Below are 20,142 nucleotides of genomic sequence, written 5' to 3' on the forward strand. Positions count from 1 at the left end.
GATGCTCGGTCCATTCATTGTGACGGTCGCGGGTGCAGACGACGCTCCTCGCCAGCTGTGTGCGGGATGGACAGCAGTTCGTCGATCGCGTGCCTAGCCGCGACGGCTGCTGCCTCCCAGACCGCTGCCGGGGGAGTGGTGCTCACCGGGCTGCTGCAGCCCGCTTCGTACACCCCGGGCGCCGTCGGCGGCAGGTCTGGCTCCGGCAGCGCGCCCGTGCCGGGAGCCGGCCAGTGATCGACCCGGACGGCGACGCCATCGGCCAGGACCGCGACGCTCACCGCACGGCCCGCGCCGGCGCTGGCCGCCGCCGCGAGCAGGGTCGACGCCGTCGCGTCCGCGGTCGCATCGACGACCAGATCCACGGACTCCAGCAGGGTGCGGGCATCCGCGAGCGTCGTGACCGTGTCCTCGCGTGCATCGATCCGGCAGCCGGTTCCTGGCCTGGTGCGCATCAGCACGCTCTTCACGGCCGCGACCTTCGCTCGACCGACGTGCTCGTGGCCCGCCAGGTGACGTATCACGTTCCCCGGCAGCAACCGATCGGGGTCGACCAGCTCGAGGTGGCCGACCCCCGAGCGGTGCAGCAGGTCGGCGACGGCCGAGCCCACCGCACCGACACCGAGCACCGAGACCGACAGGGACCCGAGCTCGGCGTGCCGGGGGTGCGACCGGCGCTGCAGCGAGGCGCGATCCAGCGGTGCCGTCACGTGCGCGCGAAGCGCGACGCCGTCCCCCTGGGGTCGCGCTTCGAGCGCGAGCGCCCCCACGCTCTCACCCCGCCGGTACCGCAGGACGAGCTCGCGGATCCCGCCGTGCACGGAGGAGACCAGCTTCTCGGCATCGGGGCCGGCCGAGGCCACCAGGGACGACCAGTCGCGGATCGGGGACGTCAGCTCACCGAGATCCAGGACCAGGGCGCTCGAGCGCGGCCACGGAAGTAGGCGCCCACGCTTGCCGCGGCGCGGGCGAGCGGGCTCGCCCACGATGCGACAGCCGTAGCGTGCCGGACGGAGCTGAACGACCCGGCCTGCTACCGGCGCGAGGTCGCCGAACAGCACGGTCAGCCCGGAGCCGCGGAAGTACCGGTCCATGTCCAGGGCGGGTTCGTCATCCGGCCAGCCGTCGAGGTCCTGGTCGAGCCACGCCTCGATCTGCTCGAACAGTGTGCCGGGGTCGGCCCAGGGCAGCCGGGTGGGGTCGCCGCGCTCGAAGAGGCACAGGTGGCCCTTGCGTTCCCGGTGCCAGGACCATGACGCCTCGTGATACTCCTCGATTTCCTGGCCGGCCCACACGTTCGCGGCGGCGCGCGTGAGCGGCTTGACGACCGGCACCGTGAACGGGAAGTCCGGGGGCAGCGCGATGTCGAGCACGGTGACAGCACCACCGCGGTGCGTTAGCACGCCGCGCCAGGTGTCCTTCAGGTGGCCCTGCCGCTCGAACGCGCGTCGCGCCAGCGCGTCGGCGAGGACCTCCCGCGCCTGCACCCCGGCCAGACGCAGCTGCTCCGCGGGTGCCGAAGACGAGCTCATCCGAATCGGCGGGTGCCGCCGGCGACCTGGGAATCACCCGCGCGCACCTCAGTGAACATCTTGCGGGTCCCGTTGAGGTTGCAGTCGTCCGGCATCGGGAAGACGTAGTCCTGCTCACCCTGATCATCGACCGCCTTGCCCAGGATGTCGCGGAACGTCTTCGCGGCGGAGCACTTGTCGTCGTCATCGGCGTCGAGCGCCTCCTGCGCGCGCTCGCCGGCCTCGACGAACGAGTTAGCCAGCGCCTGCTTGTCGGCGTCCTCACCACGGACGTACAGCTTCTCGCCCTGCAGCGTCGGGTCGTCGAGGCCCCAGCCCAGCACGAACGCGTTGTACAGCTGCTGACCCGTCTCGCGGAGCGCCGAGACGTACACCTCGGGCAGTGTGCCGTGCACGACCGCACCGGAGGAGAACGCGGCGACGGCGGCCATCTCGACGGTGAGGCCGCCCGGCTTCTTCTTGCCGTGCAGCGAGCGGCGGGTCTGCCGGAGCAGCTTCACGACGGGCACGTACAGCTTGTCGTACTCGTCGTTGAGCTGGGTCTTGAGGGCGGTGAGGCGCTCGGGATTGGTCGCCTGCCACCCGTCCTCGCCGCGCTTCGGGAGCTGCCAGACCTCCTCGCCGTACGGGCTGGTCCAGGGCCGAGCCGGGACGGCGTCGACGTACAGGCCGTCGAGGTCGGGGAACGAGATCTGGATGCTGCGCGCCTGCCGCTTCATCCGTTCGGAGCCGAACGCGGCCTTCAGCACCCGCTCGAACTCCTTGAGCAGCGTCGCCGGGTCGACGTCGTCGGGCAGATCGGGCAGCCGACCGAACAGGTCCACGTCCTTCATCCGGCGGATGGACACGTCGCGCTTGTAGCTGCCGATCAGGATCGGCGAGAAGCCCCAGGCGGCGATGACCGGGTCGGCCGCCAGGACGTCGCGTACCTCCTGGTGTGCCACAGGGGCGTTGGCCTTGTCTGCCTCGGTGGGTTCGATGTTGCTGCGAGCTTCGGAGAACTGCGTGAACAGCAGCGGCATGTCGGTTCCCTTGATCGCGTCCTGGACCTGTGAGGGGACTGTAGAGCCTGCCGCCGACACCGCCGGGCCCTCGGGTGCTCTCGGGTCGACCGGCTGGGGTTGTCGCACGGGCTGTGCGACGACCCCGCGGATGTGTCCTGAGCGTTCCGGTGGTGCGCATCCCGGGTGCACCGGCCGGCCCGAAGATGTCCACGGGACCCCAACTGCGTCTGAGGTCGGTGCCAGGCTCGTGGCTCGTGGCTCGTGGACGGGGCCTGGGCTGCTCGGGCCGCACCACGCGGCGCTGGCTCCGCGCGTGGGGTCGGTTCGAGGCGCGGCGGCGCAGCACACACGTCGCGGGCCGTGGGAGCCCGGTACGAGAGGAGGCCACCCGTGCGGATCATTGCCAGGGTAGACGGTGCGGAGCCGTCCGATCTCGATGTCGTGCGCGCCGCCCTGCAACTGCTCGACGAGCGGTCGGAGGCGCGGTCCGTGCTCGCTGACGTGGTCGACGCTCTGGCCCGCGGTGCGGGCGTCATGCTGATCTCCGGCGCAGCGACCGGGCGCGTCGAACGACCGCGATGAGGCGCGCCGACCTCCGGTCTGCCCTCACGCGGTCGCCGAGGTCACGAGCGGAGCTCCTCGCGGCCGGCGCCAACCTCGTACGCTGACGGCTCGCGCGATCAGGTCCCGGCTGTGCACGACACTCTCGTGTACGACCGGCAGATTCTTGACGTGAAGATGCCAGCCTGCCGTCGAGGAGCGGTGCGTCCGAGAGTGCGGCGGGCACGTCGTCGTCGGCTGGGTGGAGAGACGGCGCGATGCGCCCCTCCCTGCGGGCCTCAGGAGTGCGGTGCGTGCCTGCGGCCCGCCACCCTGACCGAGTGCGCGGGCGTTCTCGGTCCGTCTGTGCGCCGGCCTGTGGAGCGCACGCCGGCGTGCCGCGATGGCACAGCACCGGTGTCGTGGACGGCCACCGCGACCATCTCCCAGGGCGCCTGCGCCGCGGGGCCGTCGGCACCGTGCACGGCGTTGGTGGCCGCACCCCAGTGTTCGCTGCCGGAGCGGTAGTACCGGGAGCTGAGCACCTCCAGGCTGGCCCAGCCTCCGATCGCCATCAGCTGGGCCGGGGTGAGCCGCAACCAGTCGATCATGTCCCGAGCGAACCGGTGCCGCAGCGAGTGCCACGGGTGTTGCATCTGGGTCACCCTGATGTCCCTAGTCGCGCCGTTGCGGAGCTTGCGCCGCTCGGTGACCATCTCGAACCTCCATCCAGCGGCCTTCTGGGCCCTGATCAGGAGCTCGTTGAGGTTGGACGACCACCACATGCCGCCCTCGGGCGCGGGGAACAGCAGCGCTTCCGGGTTGGTGCCGGCCGCCTGCTCGGCCCGCGCGGCGCGGACCCGGTCCAGAAGCATCTGCTCGAGGCCGATGCCGCTTCGGTTGATCGGCGGCACCGGCACCCGGCGGCGCTTGCCGGTCTTGGGTCGCGCTCGCCGGGTGCGGCCGGCGGACCACTGCCAGTCGACCCGAACGACGAGGTGGCCCTCGCGCTCGACGATGTCATCGGCGCGCAGCTGGAACTGTTCGCCGACGCGAAGTCCGGTGGCGGCTGCGAAGTGCACAGCGAGCGCACCCCAACGCATCCGCAGTTGCAGCTCGTCGGCGAACGCGCGTACCGCCTCGTGCTGCGGGCAGTCCTCCGGCCCCACGTAGTCCTCAGCCTGCCCGACCAGGGGCGCGGTCCGGTGCCGCGACGGTCGTGCCTCCGGCTGCGGGAACCGGGGCTCGAGTAGGGGAGCGTGCTGCGAGGGGAGCAGAGCCGCCTGGGTGTCGGTCAGCGCTCCTTGCCGGCACGCCCAGTTCAGGAAGCCGCGCACGTGCCGGGTCATCTGCCCGACCATCCCGGGTGTCCCGCAGGCCGTGCGCATCCGGTCGACCACGGCGCGGTCCAGCGCGTGCGCTGGCAGGGTCGCGACCTCGCCGACGGCCCGGGTGAGGTCCTGGGTGACGGTCGTGTGGTGGGTGTCCGTCCAGCTCGTCCCGAGCGGCCGCCCGTGCTTGTCGCACTTGCGTCCGAGCGGGGTGCTGACGTACTCGGCGACCAGGTCTCCGAGGGTGCGGGACTTCGGGTCGACACGACCGGACTGCTCGGCGTCCAGCTCCTGGGCCCGGTTCCAGGCCATCTGGGGAGACCGGCCCCCGGACCGGTCTCGCCGAACACCCTGGTCGTCGACAACAGTGATCCGGTAGGTAGGCCGCGAGGCCGTGGGCTCGTACAGGGTGACCCGACCGCTGGTGCCGACCGGGAGGCCGGCGCCCCGGGCGGTCACGACGCCACCGCCTGCGCGGCGCGCAGCGCGGCGATCGCGGCCAGGGCGTCGTGGTCGGTCTCGGCGTACCGCGGGAGGTCGGGCCCGGCGGCCGCGGTGGCGGGTGCCGGCTCGCCCGTGGTGGCCGCCCGTCGGGGTGCCACGGGCGCCGGGGTCGCCTGCTCCGGGGTGGCCGTGGCGGCGGCGTCGACGAAGTCGAGCACACGCTCCCGGCGCCAGTACTGCCGCGCCGTGCGGGCCTCCGAGAGCCGGGACGCGGCCGGGAAGTCCGGGCGTGCGATCAGCGAGCGGGCGGCTCGGATCCCGACCCGGAACGCCAGGGCGACGTGCTCGACCGTCCAGATCGGGTCGGCCAGGTCGACCGGGGGCAGGGGCGTGGTGCGCGTGTGCATGCCGGGCACGGTTGGGAGCCGCGGCATCGCGGCAATCGCCGCACGCGGTTGTGGCAGAGAAAGTGGCAGCCCCGCCACCACGAGGGTGACGGGGCTGCCGTTCGTGCAGGTCAGGCGCTCAAGGGAGCAGCCTCGAACCCTGACGCTTACACGTCGTAGTAGAGCTCGAACTCGTGCGGGTGCGGGCGCAGCCGGATCGGGTCGACCTCCGCGGACCGCTTGTAGTCGATCCAGGTCTGGATGAGGTCCGGGGTGAACACGTTGCCGGCGGTCAGCCAGTCGTGGTCGGCCTCGAGGTTGTCGAGCACCTCGGACAGCGAGCCCGGGACCTGCGCGATGGCGGCGTGCTCCTCGGGGGGCAGCTCGTACAGGTCCTTGTCGACCGGCTCCGGCGGCTCGATGCGGTTCTGGATGCCGTCGAGGCCCGCCATCAGCATGGCCGCGAAGGCCAGGTACGGGTTGGACGACGGGTCCGGCACGCGGAACTCGATGCGCTTGGCCTTCGGGTTCGAGCCGGTCACGGGCACGCGGATGCACGCGGAGCGGTTGCGGGCCGAGTAGACCAGGTTGACCGGGGCCTCGAAGCCGGGGACCAGGCGGTGGTAGGAGTTCACCGTCGGGTTGGTGAACGCCAGCAGCGACGGCGCGTGCTTGAGCAGGCCGCCGATGTACCAGCGGGCCAGGTCGGACAGGCCGCCGTAGCCCTTCTCGTCGAAGAACAGCGGCTTGCCGTCCTTCCACAGGGACTGGTGGACGTGCATGCCCGAGCCGTTGTCGCCGAACAGCGGCTTCGGCATGAAGGTCGCGGTGCGGCCGTCGGCGTGCGCGACGTTCTTCACGACGTACTTGAACAGCTGCACCTTGTCCGCGGACTTGGCGAGCGTGTCGAAGCGGTAGTTGATCTCGGCCTGGCCGGCGGTGCCGACCTCGTGGTGGGCGCGCTCGACCTCGAGGCCGAGGGCGTCCAGCTGCAGCGAGATCTTGTCGCGCAGGTCGGCGAAGTGGTCGACCGGCGGGACGGGGAAGTAGCCGCCCTTGTAGGGCGTCTTGTGGCCGAGGTTGCCACCCTCCTCGACGCGGCCCGTGTTCCAGGCGGCCTCGATGGAGTCGATGGAGTAGAACGACGAGTTCTGCTTCGTCTCGAAGCGCACGTCGTCGAAGATGTAGAACTCGGCCTCGGGGGCGAAGAACGCCGTGTCCGCGATGCCGGTCGAGCGCAGGTACGCCTCGGCCTTGGCGGCGACCTGGCGGGGGTCGCGGCTGTAGGGCTCGTCGGTGTACGGGTCGACGATGTGGAAGTTCAGCACGAGGGTCTTCTCGGCACGGAACGGGTCCACGAACGCCGTCGTGACGTCCGGCAGCAGCTTCATGTCGGACTCGTTGATGGCCTGGAAGCCGCGGATCGAGGACCCGTCGAACATCTGGCCCTCGACGAAGAAGTTCTCGTCCACGGACGCGGCGGGCACGTTGAAGTGCTGCATCACGCCGGGCAGGTCGCAGAACCGGACGTCGACGAACTTGACGTCCTCGCTCTTGATGAAGGCCAGGACTTCCGCTGGCGTGGTGAACATCCGCTGCTCCTCGGGTCGACATGCCCTTGCCGGGCTCCGACGAGGCTAGGGGCGCGCAGTTTCCCTCGGGTGTACCGATTGTTTCCGGCACGTTACGTCACCCCCCGTTCATGTTGCGTGGACGTGTCCTGCTCACGGGTTGAGACGCGCGCGGCGCTCCGGGCACGGGGGCGCGCCGGATACCGTGGACGCATGGTCGATCGCGAGGACGTGGGGTCGTGGCTCGAGGGCCCGCCCGTCGGTGGCACCGGTGCCGACCGGGGGGCCCGGCTCGGGCTGCCCGCTGAGGGACGCGGCTCGCTGGCCCCGCTGTCGCGGCGGCTGCTCGCGCTGCTCGTGGACTGGTTCGTGTGCAGCGTCATCGCGTACGCGTTCTTCCCGCCGTCCGCCCAGGCCGGGGCGACGCTGGCGATCTTCGCCGTCGAGAACTTGCTCCTGGTCGGGACCATCGGCACGACGCTGGGGCACCGGCTGCTCGGGCTGCGGGTGCGCCGGGTCGCGCCGCCGCGCCTCGTCGCGCGCCCGGGCGGCCCCGCGCCGGACGCCGGACCCGACGTCCCGCCGAACCTCTTCCTCGGCCTCGTGCGCACGGTCCTGCTCTGCCTGGTGATCCCCGCGGTGGTCTGGGACGCGGACGGCCGCGGCCTGCACGACCGCACGGCCAGCACGGCGATCGTCCGCCGCTGACGCCCGGGCTGCTGACGCAGTCTGCCCGAGCCGCCCCGCGCCGCCTCGTTCCTTGCCGCTCCGCGGTCGCCGAGAGGACGTTCCGCGCCTGCGCCGCACCCCTCACCCAGAGCCGAGAACCGTACGCCCGGCGCCCGGCGCCCGGCGCCCGGCGCTGCGATCGAGGCGCCCTGGACGCCCGCCTGGTCCTCGCCGCGCACGACGCAGGCCCGCACCCCCGGCGTGGGGGTGCGGGCCTGCGTCGTGCGTGCGGGGGCGGGTCGCTCAGCGGCCGCGCATGCCCTTGCGGTCCGGGCGGACGCGCATCGGGTCGACGCCCTTCGGCACCGGGAGCTTGACCGCGCCGAGGGCCTGGAGCCGCTTGACGACCTCGCCGACCTCCGCCTTGGTGAGCTGCGGCTTGAGCCGCTGCACCTTGCGGGCGATCTGGGGGAGCGGGATCTGCCCCTCCTCGCGCCCGACCTCGAGCAGCGTGATCGGCACGCCCTGCAGGACGCGGGCGGTGCGCTTGCGCTCGGCCTCGAGCAGCTTGCCGATGCGGTGCTCGGGGCCCTCGCCGATCAGCACGATGCCGGGCCGGCCGACGCCGCGGAACACCATGTCCTGCGTGCGGGGGCCGACGGCGACGGGCTCCTGCGCGAACGTCCAGCCGCGGCGGATGGTGCCGAGCGCGGACAGGGCGGCGCCGGGCTGGCCCTCGATGCGGGAGTACGCGGCGCGCTCGGCGCGGCGGGTCAGCGTGAACATGCCGCCGAGCATCGCGAACGGGATGCTCACGAGCAGCCACCACCACCAGCTGAGGAAGAACAGCCCCAGCAGCTGGCCCAGCACGATGATGCCGAAGAACACCGCGAGGATCAGCCAGGTGACCGCCGGGTCCTGCTGGCGGGTCATCTGGTACGCCTGCCAGACCTGGTGGTACCAGCGGGTCTTCTTCACCTTCGGGGGCTTCGGCGCCCCGGTGGCGTTCTTCTCACGGGCCATGACGTCGGAGTCTACCGGCGACCCGCGGTGGACCGGACTCGGACGGACTCGGACGGCCTCGGACGGCCGGGACCTCGGTCCCTGGTGCGTCCCGTCGGCCCGGGGTGAGCCTGAGGGGACGACCGCGCGCACCGGAGCCGCGGCGCACGCGGGGGAGGCGACCATGCGGGTCCTGGTGACGACGGCGTCCCGGCACGGCGGGACGCGGGAGATCGGCGACGCGGTCGCGGAGGTGGTCGCCGCCGCGGGTCACGACGTGGCGCGGGTCGACCCGGACGACGTCGAGCACGTCGACGGCTACGACGCGGTCGTCCTCGGCTCGGCGGTGTACGCGGGCCGGCTGGCGGTGGCGCTGCGCGACCTGGTGGACCGGCAGACCGAGCAGCTCGCCGCGCGCCCGGTGTACCTGTTCTGGTCGGGCCCGGTCGGGGTCCCGCCGCTGCCGGCGTCGGAGCCGGACGACGTGCGGACGGTCGCGGAGCGCGTCGGTGCCCGGGACGTGGCGGTGTTCTCCGGGCGGCTGCGACGCGAGGAGCTCGGGCTCGCGGAGCGCGCGCTGGTCGCGATGATCCACGCCGAGGAGGGGGACTTCCGGGACTTCGAGGAGGTCGAGGAGTGGGCCGGGCGGGTCGCGCGCGACCTCTCGCGCCCCGCGCCGTCGCGCACCTGAGCGCGGCCGGCACGTCAGGGCGTCGGCGTGCTCTTCCTCGCGACGACGAGCAGCAGCGCCTTGAGCTGCTCGACCTGCTCGGCGGTGAGCCCGTCGGTGACCATCGCCTCGGCGGCCTCCGGGTCGGACGCGGCGAGCACGGCGGTGCGCCCGGCGTCGGTGGCGGCGATGACCTGCTTGCGCCGGTCCGTGGCGTGGGCCGTCCGGGTGACGTAGCCGGAGCGCTCGAGGCGGGCGAGGACCCGGCTCATCGTCTGCTCGGTGATCTCGCACAGCGCCGCGAGCTCGGCCTGGGTGCTGGGTCCGCGCAGGAGGATGACCAGCACGGGCTGGCTCGCGTGGTTGAGGTCCCAGGCGGCGAGGTGGCCGTTCCAGTCCCGCTCGACACGTCGGGACGCGGCGGACAGCAGCCGCCCGACGGGCCAGCCGCCGGGCTCGCGCGCCGCCATGGACTCCCACCGCGGGTGCGGCGAGGTGCCGCCCTGGTCCGCGTGCAGATCCACCGTGCGTCCTCCCTGTCGACGTGTGCCCAGGGCACATGTTGCCGGAACGGCGGCCGTCCCGCATAGTGCTCAGCATGCTGAGCAACGGGGTGCGGGGGATCGGCCGAGGGCTGGTCGTGCTGGTGGTGCTGGCCGGGTGGCTGGCGGTCGGGGCGTTCGGGGGGATGGCGCAGGGGCAGCTGTCCCAGGTGCAGACCAACGACGCGGCGGCGTTCCTGCCGTCGTCGGCGGAGTCGACGCGCGCCGCCGAGCTGTCCGCCGCGTTCACCGAGAACGAGGCGCTGCCGGTCCTCGTGGTGCTCGAGGCCGAGGGCGGCGGTGCGCTGGATGCGACCGCGCTGGCCGACGTGCAGCCCGTGGTCGCCGGTCTGGTCGACGTGCCGCTGCCGGGCGCGGACCCCGCCGCGGGAGACCCGGCGACGCTCGGTGACGTCCTCGCCGCCGACCCCGTCGTCGTGCCGTCCGAGGACGGCGAGGCGCTGCTCGTCCCGCTGTCCGTGGACGCCGAGGCCGCCGACGCCTCCCTCGCGGACGACGAGAGCGTCATCGGCGCGGTCGTGCAGGCCGTGCGCGACAGCCTCGCCGAGGACCTGGGCGCCACCGCCGACAGCGCGGGCGACGCCGGGCTGCGCGCCTGGGTGACCGGTCCCGGCGGGTTCGTCGCGGACCTCAGCAACGCGTTCGGCGGGATCGACGGCGTCCTGCTGCTCGTCGCGCTCGGTGCGGTGCTCGTGATCCTCGTGCTGGTCTACCGGTCGCCGTTCCTGCCGTTCGCGGTGATCCTCACCGCCGTGTTCGCCCTGTGCGCCGCCGCGCTCGTCGTCTACCACCTGGCGGACGCCGGCACCCTGACGCTGAACGGCCAGGCCCAGGGCATCCTCGCGATCCTGGTGGTCGGCGCGTCCGTGGACTACGCCCTCCTCGTCGTCGCCCGGTACCGCGAGGAGCTGCGGAGCACCGAGTCGCCCGCCGCCGCGATGCGCCGCGCCCTGCGCCGCAGCCTGGAGCCGATCACCGCCAGCGCGGGCACCGTCGTCGCCGGTCTGCTCTGCCTGCTGCTGTCCGACCTCGCGTCGAACCGCAGCCTGGGTCCCGTCGGGGCCATCGGCATCGCCGCCGCGTACCTCGCCGCGTTCACCCTGCTGCCGCTCCTGCTGCTGGTGGCGGGGAAGCGGTCCCGGTTCCTGTTCTGGCCGCGCGTCCCGCACGCCGAGCACGGCGCGCACAGCGCGGACGTCGTGGGCGAGCCGGTGGCGGGCGCCCGGGTAGCGCCCGCCGGCCGGCGGCACGGCGCCCACGCCGATCCGGAGTCCGCGGCCGACCCGCTGCCGGCCGCGGGGATCTGGGGTCGCCTCGCCCGCTGGGTGGGTCGCCGCGACCGGGTCGTGTGGATCGGCACCGCCGCCGTGCTGCTGGTCGCCGCCGCGTTCGTCCCGACGTTCCAGGCGTCTGGCACCAGCCAGGCGGACGTGTTCCTCACCGACGTCGACGCCGTCGCGGGGGAGTCGGTGCTCGCCGACCACTTCCCGGCCGGGACCGTCCAGCCCGCGACCGTCATCGTGGACGAGGCCGACGCCGACGCGGTCGTGGCCGCCGCGCAGGACGTGGACGGGGTCGTCTCCGCGGCGCCGTACACCGGCGCGCAGGCCGGGGCTCCCTCGGGCGCTGCGGGCGGCGCGGGTGCCGGGGGTGACGCGGACGCCGCGCCGCCCTCCGACCCCGTCGTCGTGGACGGCCGCGTGCGGGTCGACGTCGCGACCGAGGCCGCGGCCGACACCACCGAGGGCGTCGCGACCGTCGAGCGGCTGCGCGAGGCCGTGCACGAGGCCGTCCCCGGTGCGCTGGTCGGCGGTGCCGCCGCCGAGACCCTGGACGCGCAGGACGCCGGGGAGCGGGACCTGCGGGTCATCGTCCCGGTCGTGCTCGTGGTGATCCTGCTGATCCTCATGGTGCTGCTGCGCTCGGTGCTCGCCGCGGTGCTGCTCATGCTCGCCAACGTGCTGTCGTTCGCGGCGGCGCTCGGGGTGTCCGCGCTGGTGTTCGAGCACGTGCTCGACTACCCGGGCGCCGACCCGGCCGTGCCGCTGTACGCGTTCACGTTCCTCATCGCGCTGGGGGTCGACTACTCGATCTTCCTGATGTCCCGCGTCCGGGAGGAGAGCCTGCGGCTCGGCACCCGGACGGGCGTGCTGCGCGGTCTGGCCGTGACCGGTGGCGTCATCACCTCGGCGGGCGTGGTGCTCGCGGTGACGTTCGCGGCGCTCGGCGTCATCCCGCTGCTGTTCCTCGCGCAGCTCGCGTTCATCGTGGCCTTCGGTGTCCTGCTCGACACCCTGGTCGTGCGATCGCTGCTCGTGCCCGCCCTGGTGCACGACATCGGCGACCGCGCCTGGTGGCCGGGCCGGCTCGCGCGGGGCACCGGCGCGCGGGAGGTGGCGCCGCGCGCCTAGGGTGACGGCCATGACGGAGGCGCTGCGGGTGGGACTGGTCGGCTACGGCTCGGCGGGGCGGGGCATCCACGCCCGGCTGCTCCGGGAGGTCGGGGCCGAGGTCGTGCGGGTCGTCACCCGCAACCCCGCCCGGGCGACCGCCGCGGGCCGGGACTGGCCGGGCGTGGCGGTGGACGCGGACGTCGCGTCGCTGCTCGCGCACGCCGCGGACCTCGACGTGGTCGTCATCGCCAGCCCGACCGGCGACCACGTCGAGCACGTCACGCAGGCGCTCGCCTCCGGCCTGCACGTCGTCGTCGACAAGCCGCTCGCCACGACCGCCGACGAGGCCGCCGACCTCACCCGGCTCGGGGAGCAGGCCGGTGGGCGGCTCACGGTGTTCCAGAACCGCCGGTGGGACCCCGAGCAGCTCACCCTGCGCACCCTGCTCGACGCGGGCTCGCTCGGCCGGGTGCACCGGTTCGAGCGCCGCTGGGAGCGCTGGCGGCCCGTCCCGCAGGACCGGTGGAAGGAGAACGACACCCGCGCGGGCGGCCTGCTGCTCGACCTCGGCGCGCACCTCGTGGACTCCGCCGTCCAGCTGTTCGGGCCGGTCGTGCGGGTGCACGCCGAGATCAGGTCGATCACGACGCCCGCGCCGGACGACGTCTTCCTCGCGCTCGCCCACGCACCGCGTCCCGACGGCAGCCAGGTGCTCAGCCACCTGGGCGCCGGCGGGCTCGTCGGCGCGCCCGGCCCGCGCACCCGCGTGCTCGGCGACCGAGGCGCCTACCTGGTGACCAGCTTCGAGGGCGAGGCGAGCCCGTTCGCGACCCTGGACGAGGGCGACGACACCCACGAGGGCTGGCTGGTGCACGGGGACGAGCGCGTCGCCGTGCCCCGCACGCCCGGCGGGCACCCGGACTTCTACCGCGCCGTGGACGCGTGGGTCCGCGCGGGCGGGCCCGTCCCCGTGGACCCGGCGGACGCCGTCGTCACGGCCCGCGTCCTCGACGCCGCCCGCGTCTCCGCCGCCGAGCAGCGCACCGTCACGCTCTGACCCGGCGCCTCAGGACGCGGGCAGGACGAACGCCGCCGCGGCCTGCGCCGTGGGGTGCCGGTGCGTGAACCCGCTCGCGCGGAGCACCGCGGGCTCGGCGCGCAGGGAGCCGAGGATCTCGTCGGAGAACTGCCCCAGCGCCAGCCGCATCGCGAACGCCGGCACCGGGAGCACCGCGGGCCGGTGCAGCCGCTCGGCGAGCGCGCGCACCAGGTCGAGCTGCCGGGCGGGCTCGGCGGTGAGGTTCACGGGGCCGCTCACCGGGGCGTCGAGCAGGTGCAGGATCGCCCGGACCTCGTCCTCCAGCGTGATCCAGCTCCAGAACTGCCGCCCGTCGCCCAGCGGACCACCCAGCCCGAGCCGGATCAGCGGCAGCAGCCGGCCCAGCGCCCCGCCGGAGGGCGCGAGCACGATCCCGGTGCGCAGGAACGCCACCCGCACGTCCGGGTGCTCGACCGCCGGGGCCGCCGCCCCCTCCCAGGCGCGGACGACACCCGCGAGGTAGGAGTCCCCGTACGGGTCGTCCTCCGTGACGGGCGTGTCGCCCCGGTAGCCGTACGCGCCGGTCGCGGAGCCCTGCAGCAGCACCCGCGGCGGGGCGTCCAGCCCGGCGACGGTCCGCGCCAGCAGCCCGGTGGTGCGGGTGCGGGACTCCAGGACGACGCGCTTGCGGGCGTCCGTGAGCCGCTTGTCGCCGACCCCGGCGCCTGCGAGGTTGATCACCGCGTCCGCCCCGTCCAGGTGCGCCGGGTCCAGCACGCCGGTCGCCGGGTCCCAGGTGCGCTCCTCCGGGCCCTGCGTCGGACGCCGGACCAGGCGCCGCAGCTCGTGGCCCTCCGCGCGCAGGCGCTGCGCGAGCGCCGTCCCGATCAACCCGCTCGACCCCGCCAGCACCACGATCATGCCGCCGACCCTACGTGCGCCGCCGCTCTCCGGCCCGCCGGAGGCTCGTCCGGCGTCGTCGCCTGGTGACGCGGAACCTGGTGTCCAGCGGACCCGGTGACGTCACGCTCCGTGCCTCGTCGGCTCAGCCTCCACCGGGCAGGACGAAGCGTCCGACGAGGAACCAGGCGAGGCCGACCGGGACCGCCACCGCCAGGCGGTACCGCAGGGGCCAGAGCCGGTAGCTCGACATGCAGGCCGGGCCGACGAGCGCGAAGGCCGATCCGGCCCACAACAGGGTGCCGAGGGCCTGATCTGGCGGTGCGCCAGCGATGCTGACCCCGTGGGCGCCGCCGAGTGCCACCCAACCCATGACGGCCAGCGGAAGGACGGGCACCCACCCCAGGACGGTCACCACCGCCGCCATGCCCCACCGCCACCACCAGGAGTCGAACATCCCGTCCGGCCCGTCCTCGCTGCCGCTGCCGTGGTCGGGGGCACCTGAGGCGTTCATCCGAGCGGCACCGGGGTCGCGGGTCCGCCGCCCAACCCCGGCTGCATCGGACCGAGCACCACGGTGAAGAGCTCTTCCTCGGAACCGAGTTCCAGAGCATCCTCGTCGTCGGTGACGACCAGGGTGACGTCGTAGCTGCCGCCCGGTGGGGAGTTGTGGGTGACGACCGGGTGGGTGGCGGTCGTCCCGTCACCGAAGTCCCACGCGACGTCACCCGCCAGACCCGCTCGGTCGCGCGACCCCACGTGGACCACGCCGAACTCGCTGCCTGCGCCCGGCGCCGCCGAGCCGGGGCTCGCAGCAGCCCCTGCGGCGACACCCGACGTCGCCACCACGAACGAGATCACTGCTGCGGCCGTCGACGCCGATCTGATCCCACGCATGTCCATCCCCTCGACGTGAACGTGAGGAGCGCCTCGGCTGCGGGCCCTGCGGAGGGCTGACGTCCTGACATGTGTCGTGGCGACGCTCGCAGCACTCCTCGCCACTCACACAGGGACCAAGGTCTCGCCGTGAGTGGCCATGGGCGTGCGGGCGATCAGGTCAGGCCTCACCCCAACCACGTCCGTCCACCGGGCCGCAGCGTTCGCGTCCACGAGGGGGGCAGTCCGCGGATCCCACCCGGGCTCGGTATCCGCCGTCCTAGGGTGGCGGCCATGCAGGCCGACGACGTCCGCCCCCCCGCCGCTCGCCGTCGTCGCCGCCGACGCGGGGGTGTCGGTGCCGACGGTGTCGAAGGTGCTGAACTCGCGCCCCGACGTCGCCCCGACCACCCGGGAGCGCGTGTCGGCGGCGCTGGCGCGGCACGGGTACGCGGTGCGCCCCTCGGGCGGGCGCCGGACGGGGTTCGTGGACCTGCGGGTGCACGACCTGGACAGCGCGTGGGCCGAGGGCGTCGTGCGTGGTGCGGCGCGGGCTGCCCGGCGGCTGGGTGCGGACCTGGTGGTGACCGTGGACCCGCACGCGGACGCGGCGTCGGCGGGGTCGTGGGTGCGGCACGCGCTGGCCCGGGGGACCGACGCCCTGGTGGGGGTGGTGGGGGTCCCGGACCCGGCGGCGCGGGTGGCGGCCGCCCAGGCGGGCGTGCCGCTGGTCGTGGTCGACCCGCGGGTGCCGGGAGACGCGGACCTGCGGGTGGTGGGGGCGACGAACTTCCGGGGCGGGCTCGACGCGACGGCGCACCTGCTGGGTCTCGGGCACCGGCGGGTCGCGACGATCACGGGTCCGCAGGACCAGGACAACGCGGTGGCGCGGCTCGCGGGGTACCGGACGGCGCTGATCCAGGCGGGGCTGCCGGCGGACGACGACCTCGTGCGCGGGGGCGCGTTCGGGGTCGAGGCGGGGTTCCGGGCGGCGGAGGTGCTGCTGGGGCTGGACGACCCGCCGACGGCGGTGTTCGCGGCGAGCGACGACACGGCGATCGGGGTGCTGCGCGCGGCGCGGGAGCACGGGGTGCGGGTGCCGCAGGACCTGTCGGTGGTGGGGTTCGACGACCTGCCGGTGGCGGCGTGGCTGGACCCGGCGCTGACGACCGTCCGGCAACCGCTGACGGAGATGGGCGACGCGGCGGTGGTGCTGGCGCACCGGGCGCGGGCGGGGGAGCCGGTGGGCCGGCACCTGGAGCTCGCGACGACGCTGGTCGAGCGCGCGTCGACGGCGCCCCCGCCGCGGGGTGGGGGGTGACCCACCCCGCGGCGGCGTCGATCAGCGGTGGCCCGCGACGACCAGGGTGATCCGGTCGGACGTCACCGTCCGGCCCGCGTCGTTCGTGGTGCTGGCCGTGACGTGGTGCGCGCCCTTGCGGGTGACCGGCGGGACGTCGCACGCCCACGCGCCGTCCGCGTCGACGTCGGCGGTGCACCAGGTGGCGCCGTCGCGGCCGGTGACGGTGAGGTGCGCGCCGGGCTCACCGGTCCCGGCGAGGCCCTCGATCCGCGAGACCGGCCGCTTCGGGGCGGGCTCGGTGATCGCCGGGACGACCGGCTCGGCGGCCGACGAGAACACCTCGGCGGCGAGGACGGGACGCAGGTTCTGCTCCATCTCGTCGTCGACGACGTACTCCCGCAGCGCGCCGTCGTCCAGGTAGTTGCCGAGCGCGGCGACTATCATCGCCTGGTCCAGCGACAGGTACCGCTCGGCGACCGTGCCGGACCGGACGGCCACGGCGTCGTAGAACCCGCCCGGGCCGTACGCGTCGAAGTCCGCGGCGATGCGCTGCAGGTTCTCCACGACGCCGCGCGGGTCGTACTCCAGGCCCAGGAAGGCCGCGTGCGGGGTGACGACCCCGTCGCCGAACTCCGGGTCCGGGTTGGTGCCCTCGCGGCAGCCCGCGAAGCCCGCGTCGACGTCGGTCGTGCCGTCGGACAGGTAGCCGTCCGAGCGCATGCCCAGGGAGTCCACGCCGTACTCGGCGTACCCGCCCGCCGGGTTGCTGGCGGGGGAGAAGCCCCAGTAGCCGTAGCCGGCCTCGTCCAGGCCGTGCCGCTTCTGGGCCTCGACGACCAGCGGGTGGTTCGCGCCCCACGACCGCGGGGCCCACTCGGACTCCGGCACCAGCATGTCGGGCATCAGCGCCTCGAACATCGAGCCGCCCCACCCGGGCACGAGCGCCATCTCGTCGTACTGGTAGACGCCCTCGTAGACGGGGACGCCGTCGTACGTGCGGGTCACGCCGCTCGGGCGCTGCTCCTGCCACGACCAGTCGCACGTGGACGGGAACGTCCGGTACGTGCCCCAGTACGCCTCGGCGGGGATCTCGCCGTCGGTGATGCCGAGGTACAGGGCGATGCGGGTCTCGGAGACCGTCGTGTCGTAGTGGTGGCAGGTGTAGTAGACCTGCTCGCCCCCGGTGTAGTTGCCCGGCACCGAGCACCCGGACGGCTCGGTGTCCCAGAACCCGCCGCGGATCAGCCCGACGCCGAGGTCGGGCCGGCCCTCCGGGTTGTAGTAGATGCCGAAGTGCATCCCGTCGTAGAGCCCGCGCGCCTGCTCGGCGAGCGACGGCTCCGCCTCCGCGACGACCCGCAGCGCGGCGGCGAGCCAGCCGTTGTCGACGCTGCTGAGGAAGTGCTCCACCGGGGCCCCGTCGTCCGGCCAGGTGTCGACGCGGTCGCCCGTCGCCGGGTCGTACCAGTTGTAGTACATGCCGCTGGCGTCGTGGCGGTCCATCCGCTCCAGGGTGCCGAGCGTCGTCGCCAGGCGCTCGCGGGCGGTGTCGTCGTCGACGAGCCCGGCGTCCCGGGCCACGACCGTCGACCAGAGGTACCCGCCGATGTTGGTCGGGGAGGTGTACGCCGACGCGGTCTCCGGGTCGAGGGAGCCCTCGATGTTGTCGGCCACCAGACCGGTGCCGGGGTCGGTCATGGCGTCCAGCGACGTGTACGTGTCGGCCAGCCAGGTCCGGAGCAGGTCCGGATCGACATGACCGCCCCCGTGCCCACCGCCGTGCCCGCCCCCGCCCGCGGGGAGGGCGGCGGGTGCAGCCGGGGAGGCGACGGCCGCACCCGGCAGCAGCGCCGCCCCGGTCGCGGCGAGCACCCCCGCCAGGCCGACGGCGACCACCCGCCGGTGGGGCCGCCGCGGTCGGGGGTCGGTCTGGTCGCGCCAGGGTCGGGCGCTGTCGGCTTCTCGCATCGGGTCACGTCCTCGTGGTCCGGGGGCGCCGAAATTTCGACACCCGTTGTCGAAAGAGCCGGAGCACCGTAGTCGCGACCGGTGAGCCCCGCAACGCCGGAGCCCCGGCGACCACGAGGGTCACCGGGGCTCCGGGGTGCTGCGGGGCGAGCGGTCAGAGGCCGACCTCGGCCTCGAACGCGCCCTCCTCGATCCGCTGCTTGACGGTCATGAGGTACCGCGAGGCGTCCGCGCCGTCCACCAGGCGGTGGTCGTACGACAGGGCCAGGTAGCACATCGACCGGATCGCGATGACCTCGGCGCCGTCGGCGTCCTTGATCACGACCGGCTTCTTGACGATCGCGCCGGTGCCCAGGATGGCGGAGGTGCCACCGGGGACGATCGGCGTGTCGAACAGCGCGCCGCCGGAGCCCGTGTTGGTCACCGTGAAGGTCGCACCGGACAGCTCGTCCGGGGTGACCTTGTTGGCGCGGGTGCGGCCCGCGAGGTCGGCGATCTTGCGGCCGATCCCGGCGAGGTTGAGGTCACCGGCGTCGCGGATGACGGGCACGACCAGGCCGCGCTCGGTGTCCACGGCGATGCCGATGTTCTCCGTGCCGTGGTAGGTGATCTCCTTGCCCTCGAGCACCCCGTTGATCTTCGGGTGCACCTTGAGCGCCTCCACCGCGGCCTGCACGAAGAACGGCAGGAACGTGAGGTTGACGCCCTCGCGGGCCTTGAAGGAGTCCTTCGCCTTCGCGCGCACACGGGCGACGCGCGTGACGTCGACCTCGACCACGGAGGTCAGCTGCGCCTGGCTGTGCAGGGCCTCGACCATGCGCTCGGCGATGACCTGGCGCAGGCGGCTGGCCTTCTCGGTCGTGCCGCGCAGCGGCGACGGCTCCACCGGCTTGGCGGGCGCCGACGCGGCCGGGGCGGCAGCGGCGGACGGAGCCGGGGCGGCGGACTTCGCGGCCTGCTCCGCCTTGGCGGCCGCCTCGAGGACGTCCTCCTTGCGGATACGGCCGCCGACGCCGGTGCCGGTCAGGGTCGCGGTGTCCACGCCCTTCTCGGCGGCGAGCTTGCGGACCAGCGGCGTGAGGTACGAGCCGGAGGCCTTCGGCTGCTCGGCCGGGGCGGACTGCGCCGGGGCGGACTGCTGCTGCACCGGGGCGGGCACGGGCGCGGGCGTCGCCGCCGGAGCGGACTCGGCCTTCGGCTGCTCCGCCTTCGGCTCCTCCGCCTTCGGCTGCTCGGCCTTCGGCTGCTCCGCCGGGGCGGACGCGGCCGGGGCCGAGCCCGAGCCGATCACGGCGAGGGGCGCGCCGACCTCGGCGGTCTCGTCCTCCTGCACCAGGATCTCCTGGAGCGTGCCGGCGAACGGCGACGGGACCTCGGTGTCGACCTTGTCGGTCGAGATCTCGAGCAGGGGCTCGTCGACCTCGACGCTGTCGCCCACGGCCTTCAGCCAGCGGGTGACGGTGCCCTCGGTGACGGACTCGCCGAGCGCCGGCAGGGTGACCTGCTGGCCGTCGCCGGAACCGGACTCCTGCGCCGCGGGCGCGGGGGTCTCGGTGGCGGACGAGGCGGACTCGACCTCGGGGGCCGGGTCGCCGTAGCCCTCGCCCTGCGTGGTGGCGCCGGTCTGCTGTTCGGAGCCGGACTCCTCCTGCGCCGGGGCGTCGTCGGACGCGTCCGAGCCGGAGCCGTCGCCGATGACGGCGAGGACGGCGCCGACCTCGGCGGTCTCGTCCTCCTGCACCAGGATCTGCTCCAGCGTGCCGGCGAACGGCGACGGGACCTCGGTGTCGACCTTGTCGGTCGAGATCTCGAGCAGGGGCTCGTCGACCTCGACGCGGTCACCCACGTTCTTGAGCCAGCGGGTGACGGTTCCCTCGGTGACGGACTCGCCGAGGGCGGGAAGCTGCACGTTGTCGGACATGACCGCTCGTGTCTCCTTCAAGTTCCAGGT

Annotated in this window: 18 protein-coding genes; 6 read left to right on the top strand and 12 right to left on the bottom strand. The window is 74.0% G+C overall.

The genetic code is table 11. The features are described 5' to 3' along the window. Positions 1-14: 14 nt before the first annotated feature. Together EBM89_RS00680 and EBM89_RS00685 are read right to left on the bottom strand one after the other, a co-directional pair. The gene (locus EBM89_RS00680) at positions 15-1,532 is read right to left on the bottom strand and encodes a ThiF family adenylyltransferase (protein WP_122147540.1); all 1,518 of its coding nucleotides are present in this window, start codon (positions 1,530-1,532) and stop codon (positions 15-17) included. Beyond that, on the bottom strand, positions 1,529-2,554 hold the full coding sequence (locus EBM89_RS00685) for an SMODS domain-containing nucleotidyltransferase (RefSeq protein ID WP_158609427.1): 1,026 nt from the start codon (positions 2,552-2,554) through the stop codon (positions 1,529-1,531). Before EBM89_RS00685 ends, EBM89_RS00680 begins: the two co-directional genes overlap by 4 nt. Positions 2,555-2,926: 372 nt before the next feature. Here EBM89_RS00685 and EBM89_RS00690 point away from each other — a divergent pair, with 372 nt between their 5' ends. Beyond that, positions 2,927-3,118 carry a hypothetical protein gene (locus tag EBM89_RS00690; RefSeq protein ID WP_122147541.1) on the top strand — a complete coding sequence of 64 codons (192 nt, stop codon included), beginning with the start codon at positions 2,927-2,929 and terminating at the stop codon, positions 3,116-3,118. A 257-nt stretch (positions 3,119-3,375) separates the two neighbouring features. Here the strand turns inward: EBM89_RS00690 and EBM89_RS00695 are convergent, their stop codons facing one another. The 3 genes from EBM89_RS00695 to glnA form a co-directional block, all read right to left on the bottom strand. Continuing rightward, positions 3,376-4,719: a tyrosine-type recombinase/integrase gene (locus EBM89_RS00695; protein ID WP_147463407.1), complete on the bottom strand. Its 1,344-nt coding sequence runs from the start codon at positions 4,717-4,719 to the stop codon at positions 3,376-3,378. Between the two features lie 143 nt (positions 4,720-4,862). Beyond that, positions 4,863-5,258 carry a hypothetical protein gene (locus tag EBM89_RS00700; protein WP_122147543.1) on the bottom strand — a complete coding sequence of 132 codons (396 nt, stop codon included), beginning with the start codon at positions 5,256-5,258 and terminating at the stop codon, positions 4,863-4,865. A 146-nt stretch (positions 5,259-5,404) separates the two neighbouring features. Then, the gene (gene glnA, locus EBM89_RS00705; RefSeq protein ID WP_122147544.1) at positions 5,405-6,829 is read right to left on the bottom strand and encodes a type I glutamate--ammonia ligase; all 1,425 of its coding nucleotides are present in this window, start codon (positions 6,827-6,829) and stop codon (positions 5,405-5,407) included. A 192-nt stretch (positions 6,830-7,021) separates the two neighbouring features. Between glnA and EBM89_RS00710 the strand changes: the two genes are divergently transcribed. Beyond that, positions 7,022-7,516, top strand: coding sequence for an RDD family protein (locus EBM89_RS00710; RefSeq protein WP_122147545.1), 495 nt, complete (start codon positions 7,022-7,024; stop codon positions 7,514-7,516). A gap of 264 nt (positions 7,517-7,780) precedes the next feature. Here EBM89_RS00710 and EBM89_RS00715 read toward each other — a convergent pair whose 3' ends face one another. Continuing rightward, entirely contained in the window at positions 7,781-8,500 is a 720-nt protein-coding gene (locus tag EBM89_RS00715; RefSeq protein ID WP_122147546.1) for a DUF4191 domain-containing protein, read from the bottom strand. A gap of 163 nt (positions 8,501-8,663) precedes the next feature. On the opposite strand from EBM89_RS00715, the gene EBM89_RS00720 reads away from it, so the two are divergent. Next, positions 8,664-9,170, top strand: coding sequence for a flavodoxin domain-containing protein (locus EBM89_RS00720; RefSeq protein WP_122147547.1), 507 nt, complete (start codon positions 8,664-8,666; stop codon positions 9,168-9,170). Positions 9,171-9,184: 14 nt separating this feature from the next. Here EBM89_RS00720 and EBM89_RS00725 read toward each other — a convergent pair whose 3' ends face one another. Then, entirely contained in the window at positions 9,185-9,673 is a 489-nt protein-coding gene (locus EBM89_RS00725; RefSeq protein ID WP_233571447.1) for a MarR family winged helix-turn-helix transcriptional regulator, read from the bottom strand. A 74-nt stretch (positions 9,674-9,747) separates the two neighbouring features. Here EBM89_RS00725 and EBM89_RS00730 point away from each other — a divergent pair, with 74 nt between their 5' ends. Next, complete coding sequence (locus EBM89_RS00730) at positions 9,748-12,123, top strand: MMPL family transporter (protein WP_122147584.1); 2,376 nt, start codon at positions 9,748-9,750, stop codon at positions 12,121-12,123. Between the two features lie 10 nt (positions 12,124-12,133). After that, entirely contained in the window at positions 12,134-13,162 is a 1,029-nt protein-coding gene (locus EBM89_RS00735) for a Gfo/Idh/MocA family oxidoreductase (RefSeq protein ID WP_122147585.1), read from the top strand. Between the two features lie 9 nt (positions 13,163-13,171). Here the strand turns inward: EBM89_RS00735 and EBM89_RS00740 are convergent, their stop codons facing one another. The 3 genes from EBM89_RS00740 to EBM89_RS00750 form a co-directional block, all read right to left on the bottom strand. Beyond that, positions 13,172-14,065: a TIGR01777 family oxidoreductase gene (locus EBM89_RS00740; protein ID WP_122147548.1), complete on the bottom strand. Its 894-nt coding sequence runs from the start codon at positions 14,063-14,065 to the stop codon at positions 13,172-13,174. 124 nt (positions 14,066-14,189) lie between these two features. After that, positions 14,190-14,558, bottom strand: a complete 369-nt coding sequence (locus tag EBM89_RS00745) for a hypothetical protein (RefSeq protein ID WP_147463408.1) — start codon at positions 14,556-14,558, stop codon at positions 14,190-14,192. Further along, the gene (locus tag EBM89_RS00750) at positions 14,555-14,941 is read right to left on the bottom strand and encodes a PKD domain-containing protein (RefSeq protein ID WP_199731920.1); all 387 of its coding nucleotides are present in this window, start codon (positions 14,939-14,941) and stop codon (positions 14,555-14,557) included. Before EBM89_RS00750 ends, EBM89_RS00745 begins: the two co-directional genes overlap by 4 nt. 139 nt (positions 14,942-15,080) lie before the next feature. Between EBM89_RS00750 and EBM89_RS00755 the strand changes: the two genes are divergently transcribed. Beyond that, a complete protein-coding gene (locus tag EBM89_RS00755) occupies positions 15,081-16,241 on the top strand; it encodes a LacI family DNA-binding transcriptional regulator (protein ID WP_122147551.1) in 1,161 nt (386 codons plus the stop codon). A 21-nt stretch (positions 16,242-16,262) separates the two neighbouring features. On the opposite strand, the gene EBM89_RS00760 is transcribed toward EBM89_RS00755, so the two are convergent. Together EBM89_RS00760 and sucB are read right to left on the bottom strand one after the other, a co-directional pair. Then, a complete protein-coding gene (locus EBM89_RS00760; protein ID WP_158609428.1) occupies positions 16,263-18,191 on the bottom strand; it encodes a glucoamylase family protein in 1,929 nt (642 codons plus the stop codon). Between the two features lie 154 nt (positions 18,192-18,345). After that, positions 18,346-20,112 (bottom strand): 2-oxoglutarate dehydrogenase, E2 component, dihydrolipoamide succinyltransferase, encoded by a 1,767-nt coding sequence (gene sucB, locus EBM89_RS00765; protein ID WP_122147552.1) that lies wholly within the window; start codon positions 20,110-20,112, stop codon positions 18,346-18,348. Positions 20,113-20,142 lie beyond the last annotated feature (30 nt).

The organism is Cellulomonas triticagri, assembly GCF_003696205.1.
Classification (GTDB): Bacteria; Actinomycetota; Actinomycetes; order Actinomycetales; family Cellulomonadaceae; genus Cellulomonas; species Cellulomonas triticagri.

Bases quoted from the DNA above. Each gene is read 5' to 3' on its own strand.
- EBM89_RS00680 (WP_122147540.1), bottom strand. From the start codon at position 1,532: ATGAGCTCGTCTTCGGCACCCGCGGAGCAGCTGCGTCTGGCCGGGGTG.
- EBM89_RS00685 (WP_158609427.1), bottom strand. From the start codon at position 2,554: ATGCCGCTGCTGTTCACGCAGTTCTCCGAAGCTCGCAGCAACATCGAA.
- EBM89_RS00695 (WP_147463407.1), bottom strand. From the start codon at position 4,719: ATGGCCTGGAACCGGGCCCAGGAGCTGGACGCCGAGCAGTCCGGTCGT.
- EBM89_RS00700 (WP_122147543.1), bottom strand. From the start codon at position 5,258: ATGCACACGCGCACCACGCCCCTGCCCCCGGTCGACCTGGCCGACCCG.
- glnA (WP_122147544.1), bottom strand. From the start codon at position 6,829: ATGTTCACCACGCCAGCGGAAGTCCTGGCCTTCATCAAGAGCGAGGAC.
- EBM89_RS00710 (WP_122147545.1), top strand. From the start codon at position 7,022: ATGGTCGATCGCGAGGACGTGGGGTCGTGGCTCGAGGGCCCGCCCGTC.
- EBM89_RS00715 (WP_122147546.1), bottom strand. From the start codon at position 8,500: ATGGCCCGTGAGAAGAACGCCACCGGGGCGCCGAAGCCCCCGAAGGTG.
- EBM89_RS00720 (WP_122147547.1), top strand. From the start codon at position 8,664: ATGCGGGTCCTGGTGACGACGGCGTCCCGGCACGGCGGGACGCGGGAG.
- EBM89_RS00730 (WP_122147584.1), top strand. From the start codon at position 9,748: ATGCTGAGCAACGGGGTGCGGGGGATCGGCCGAGGGCTGGTCGTGCTG.
- EBM89_RS00735 (WP_122147585.1), top strand. From the start codon at position 12,134: ATGACGGAGGCGCTGCGGGTGGGACTGGTCGGCTACGGCTCGGCGGGG.
- EBM89_RS00740 (WP_122147548.1), bottom strand. From the start codon at position 14,065: ATGATCGTGGTGCTGGCGGGGTCGAGCGGGTTGATCGGGACGGCGCTC.
- EBM89_RS00745 (WP_147463408.1), bottom strand. From the start codon at position 14,558: ATGAACGCCTCAGGTGCCCCCGACCACGGCAGCGGCAGCGAGGACGGG.
- EBM89_RS00750 (WP_199731920.1), bottom strand. From the start codon at position 14,941: ATGCGTGGGATCAGATCGGCGTCGACGGCCGCAGCAGTGATCTCGTTC.
- EBM89_RS00755 (WP_122147551.1), top strand. From the start codon at position 15,081: ATGGGCGTGCGGGCGATCAGGTCAGGCCTCACCCCAACCACGTCCGTC.
- EBM89_RS00760 (WP_158609428.1), bottom strand. From the start codon at position 18,191: ATGCGAGAAGCCGACAGCGCCCGACCCTGGCGCGACCAGACCGACCCC.
- sucB (WP_122147552.1), bottom strand. From the start codon at position 20,112: ATGTCCGACAACGTGCAGCTTCCCGCCCTCGGCGAGTCCGTCACCGAG.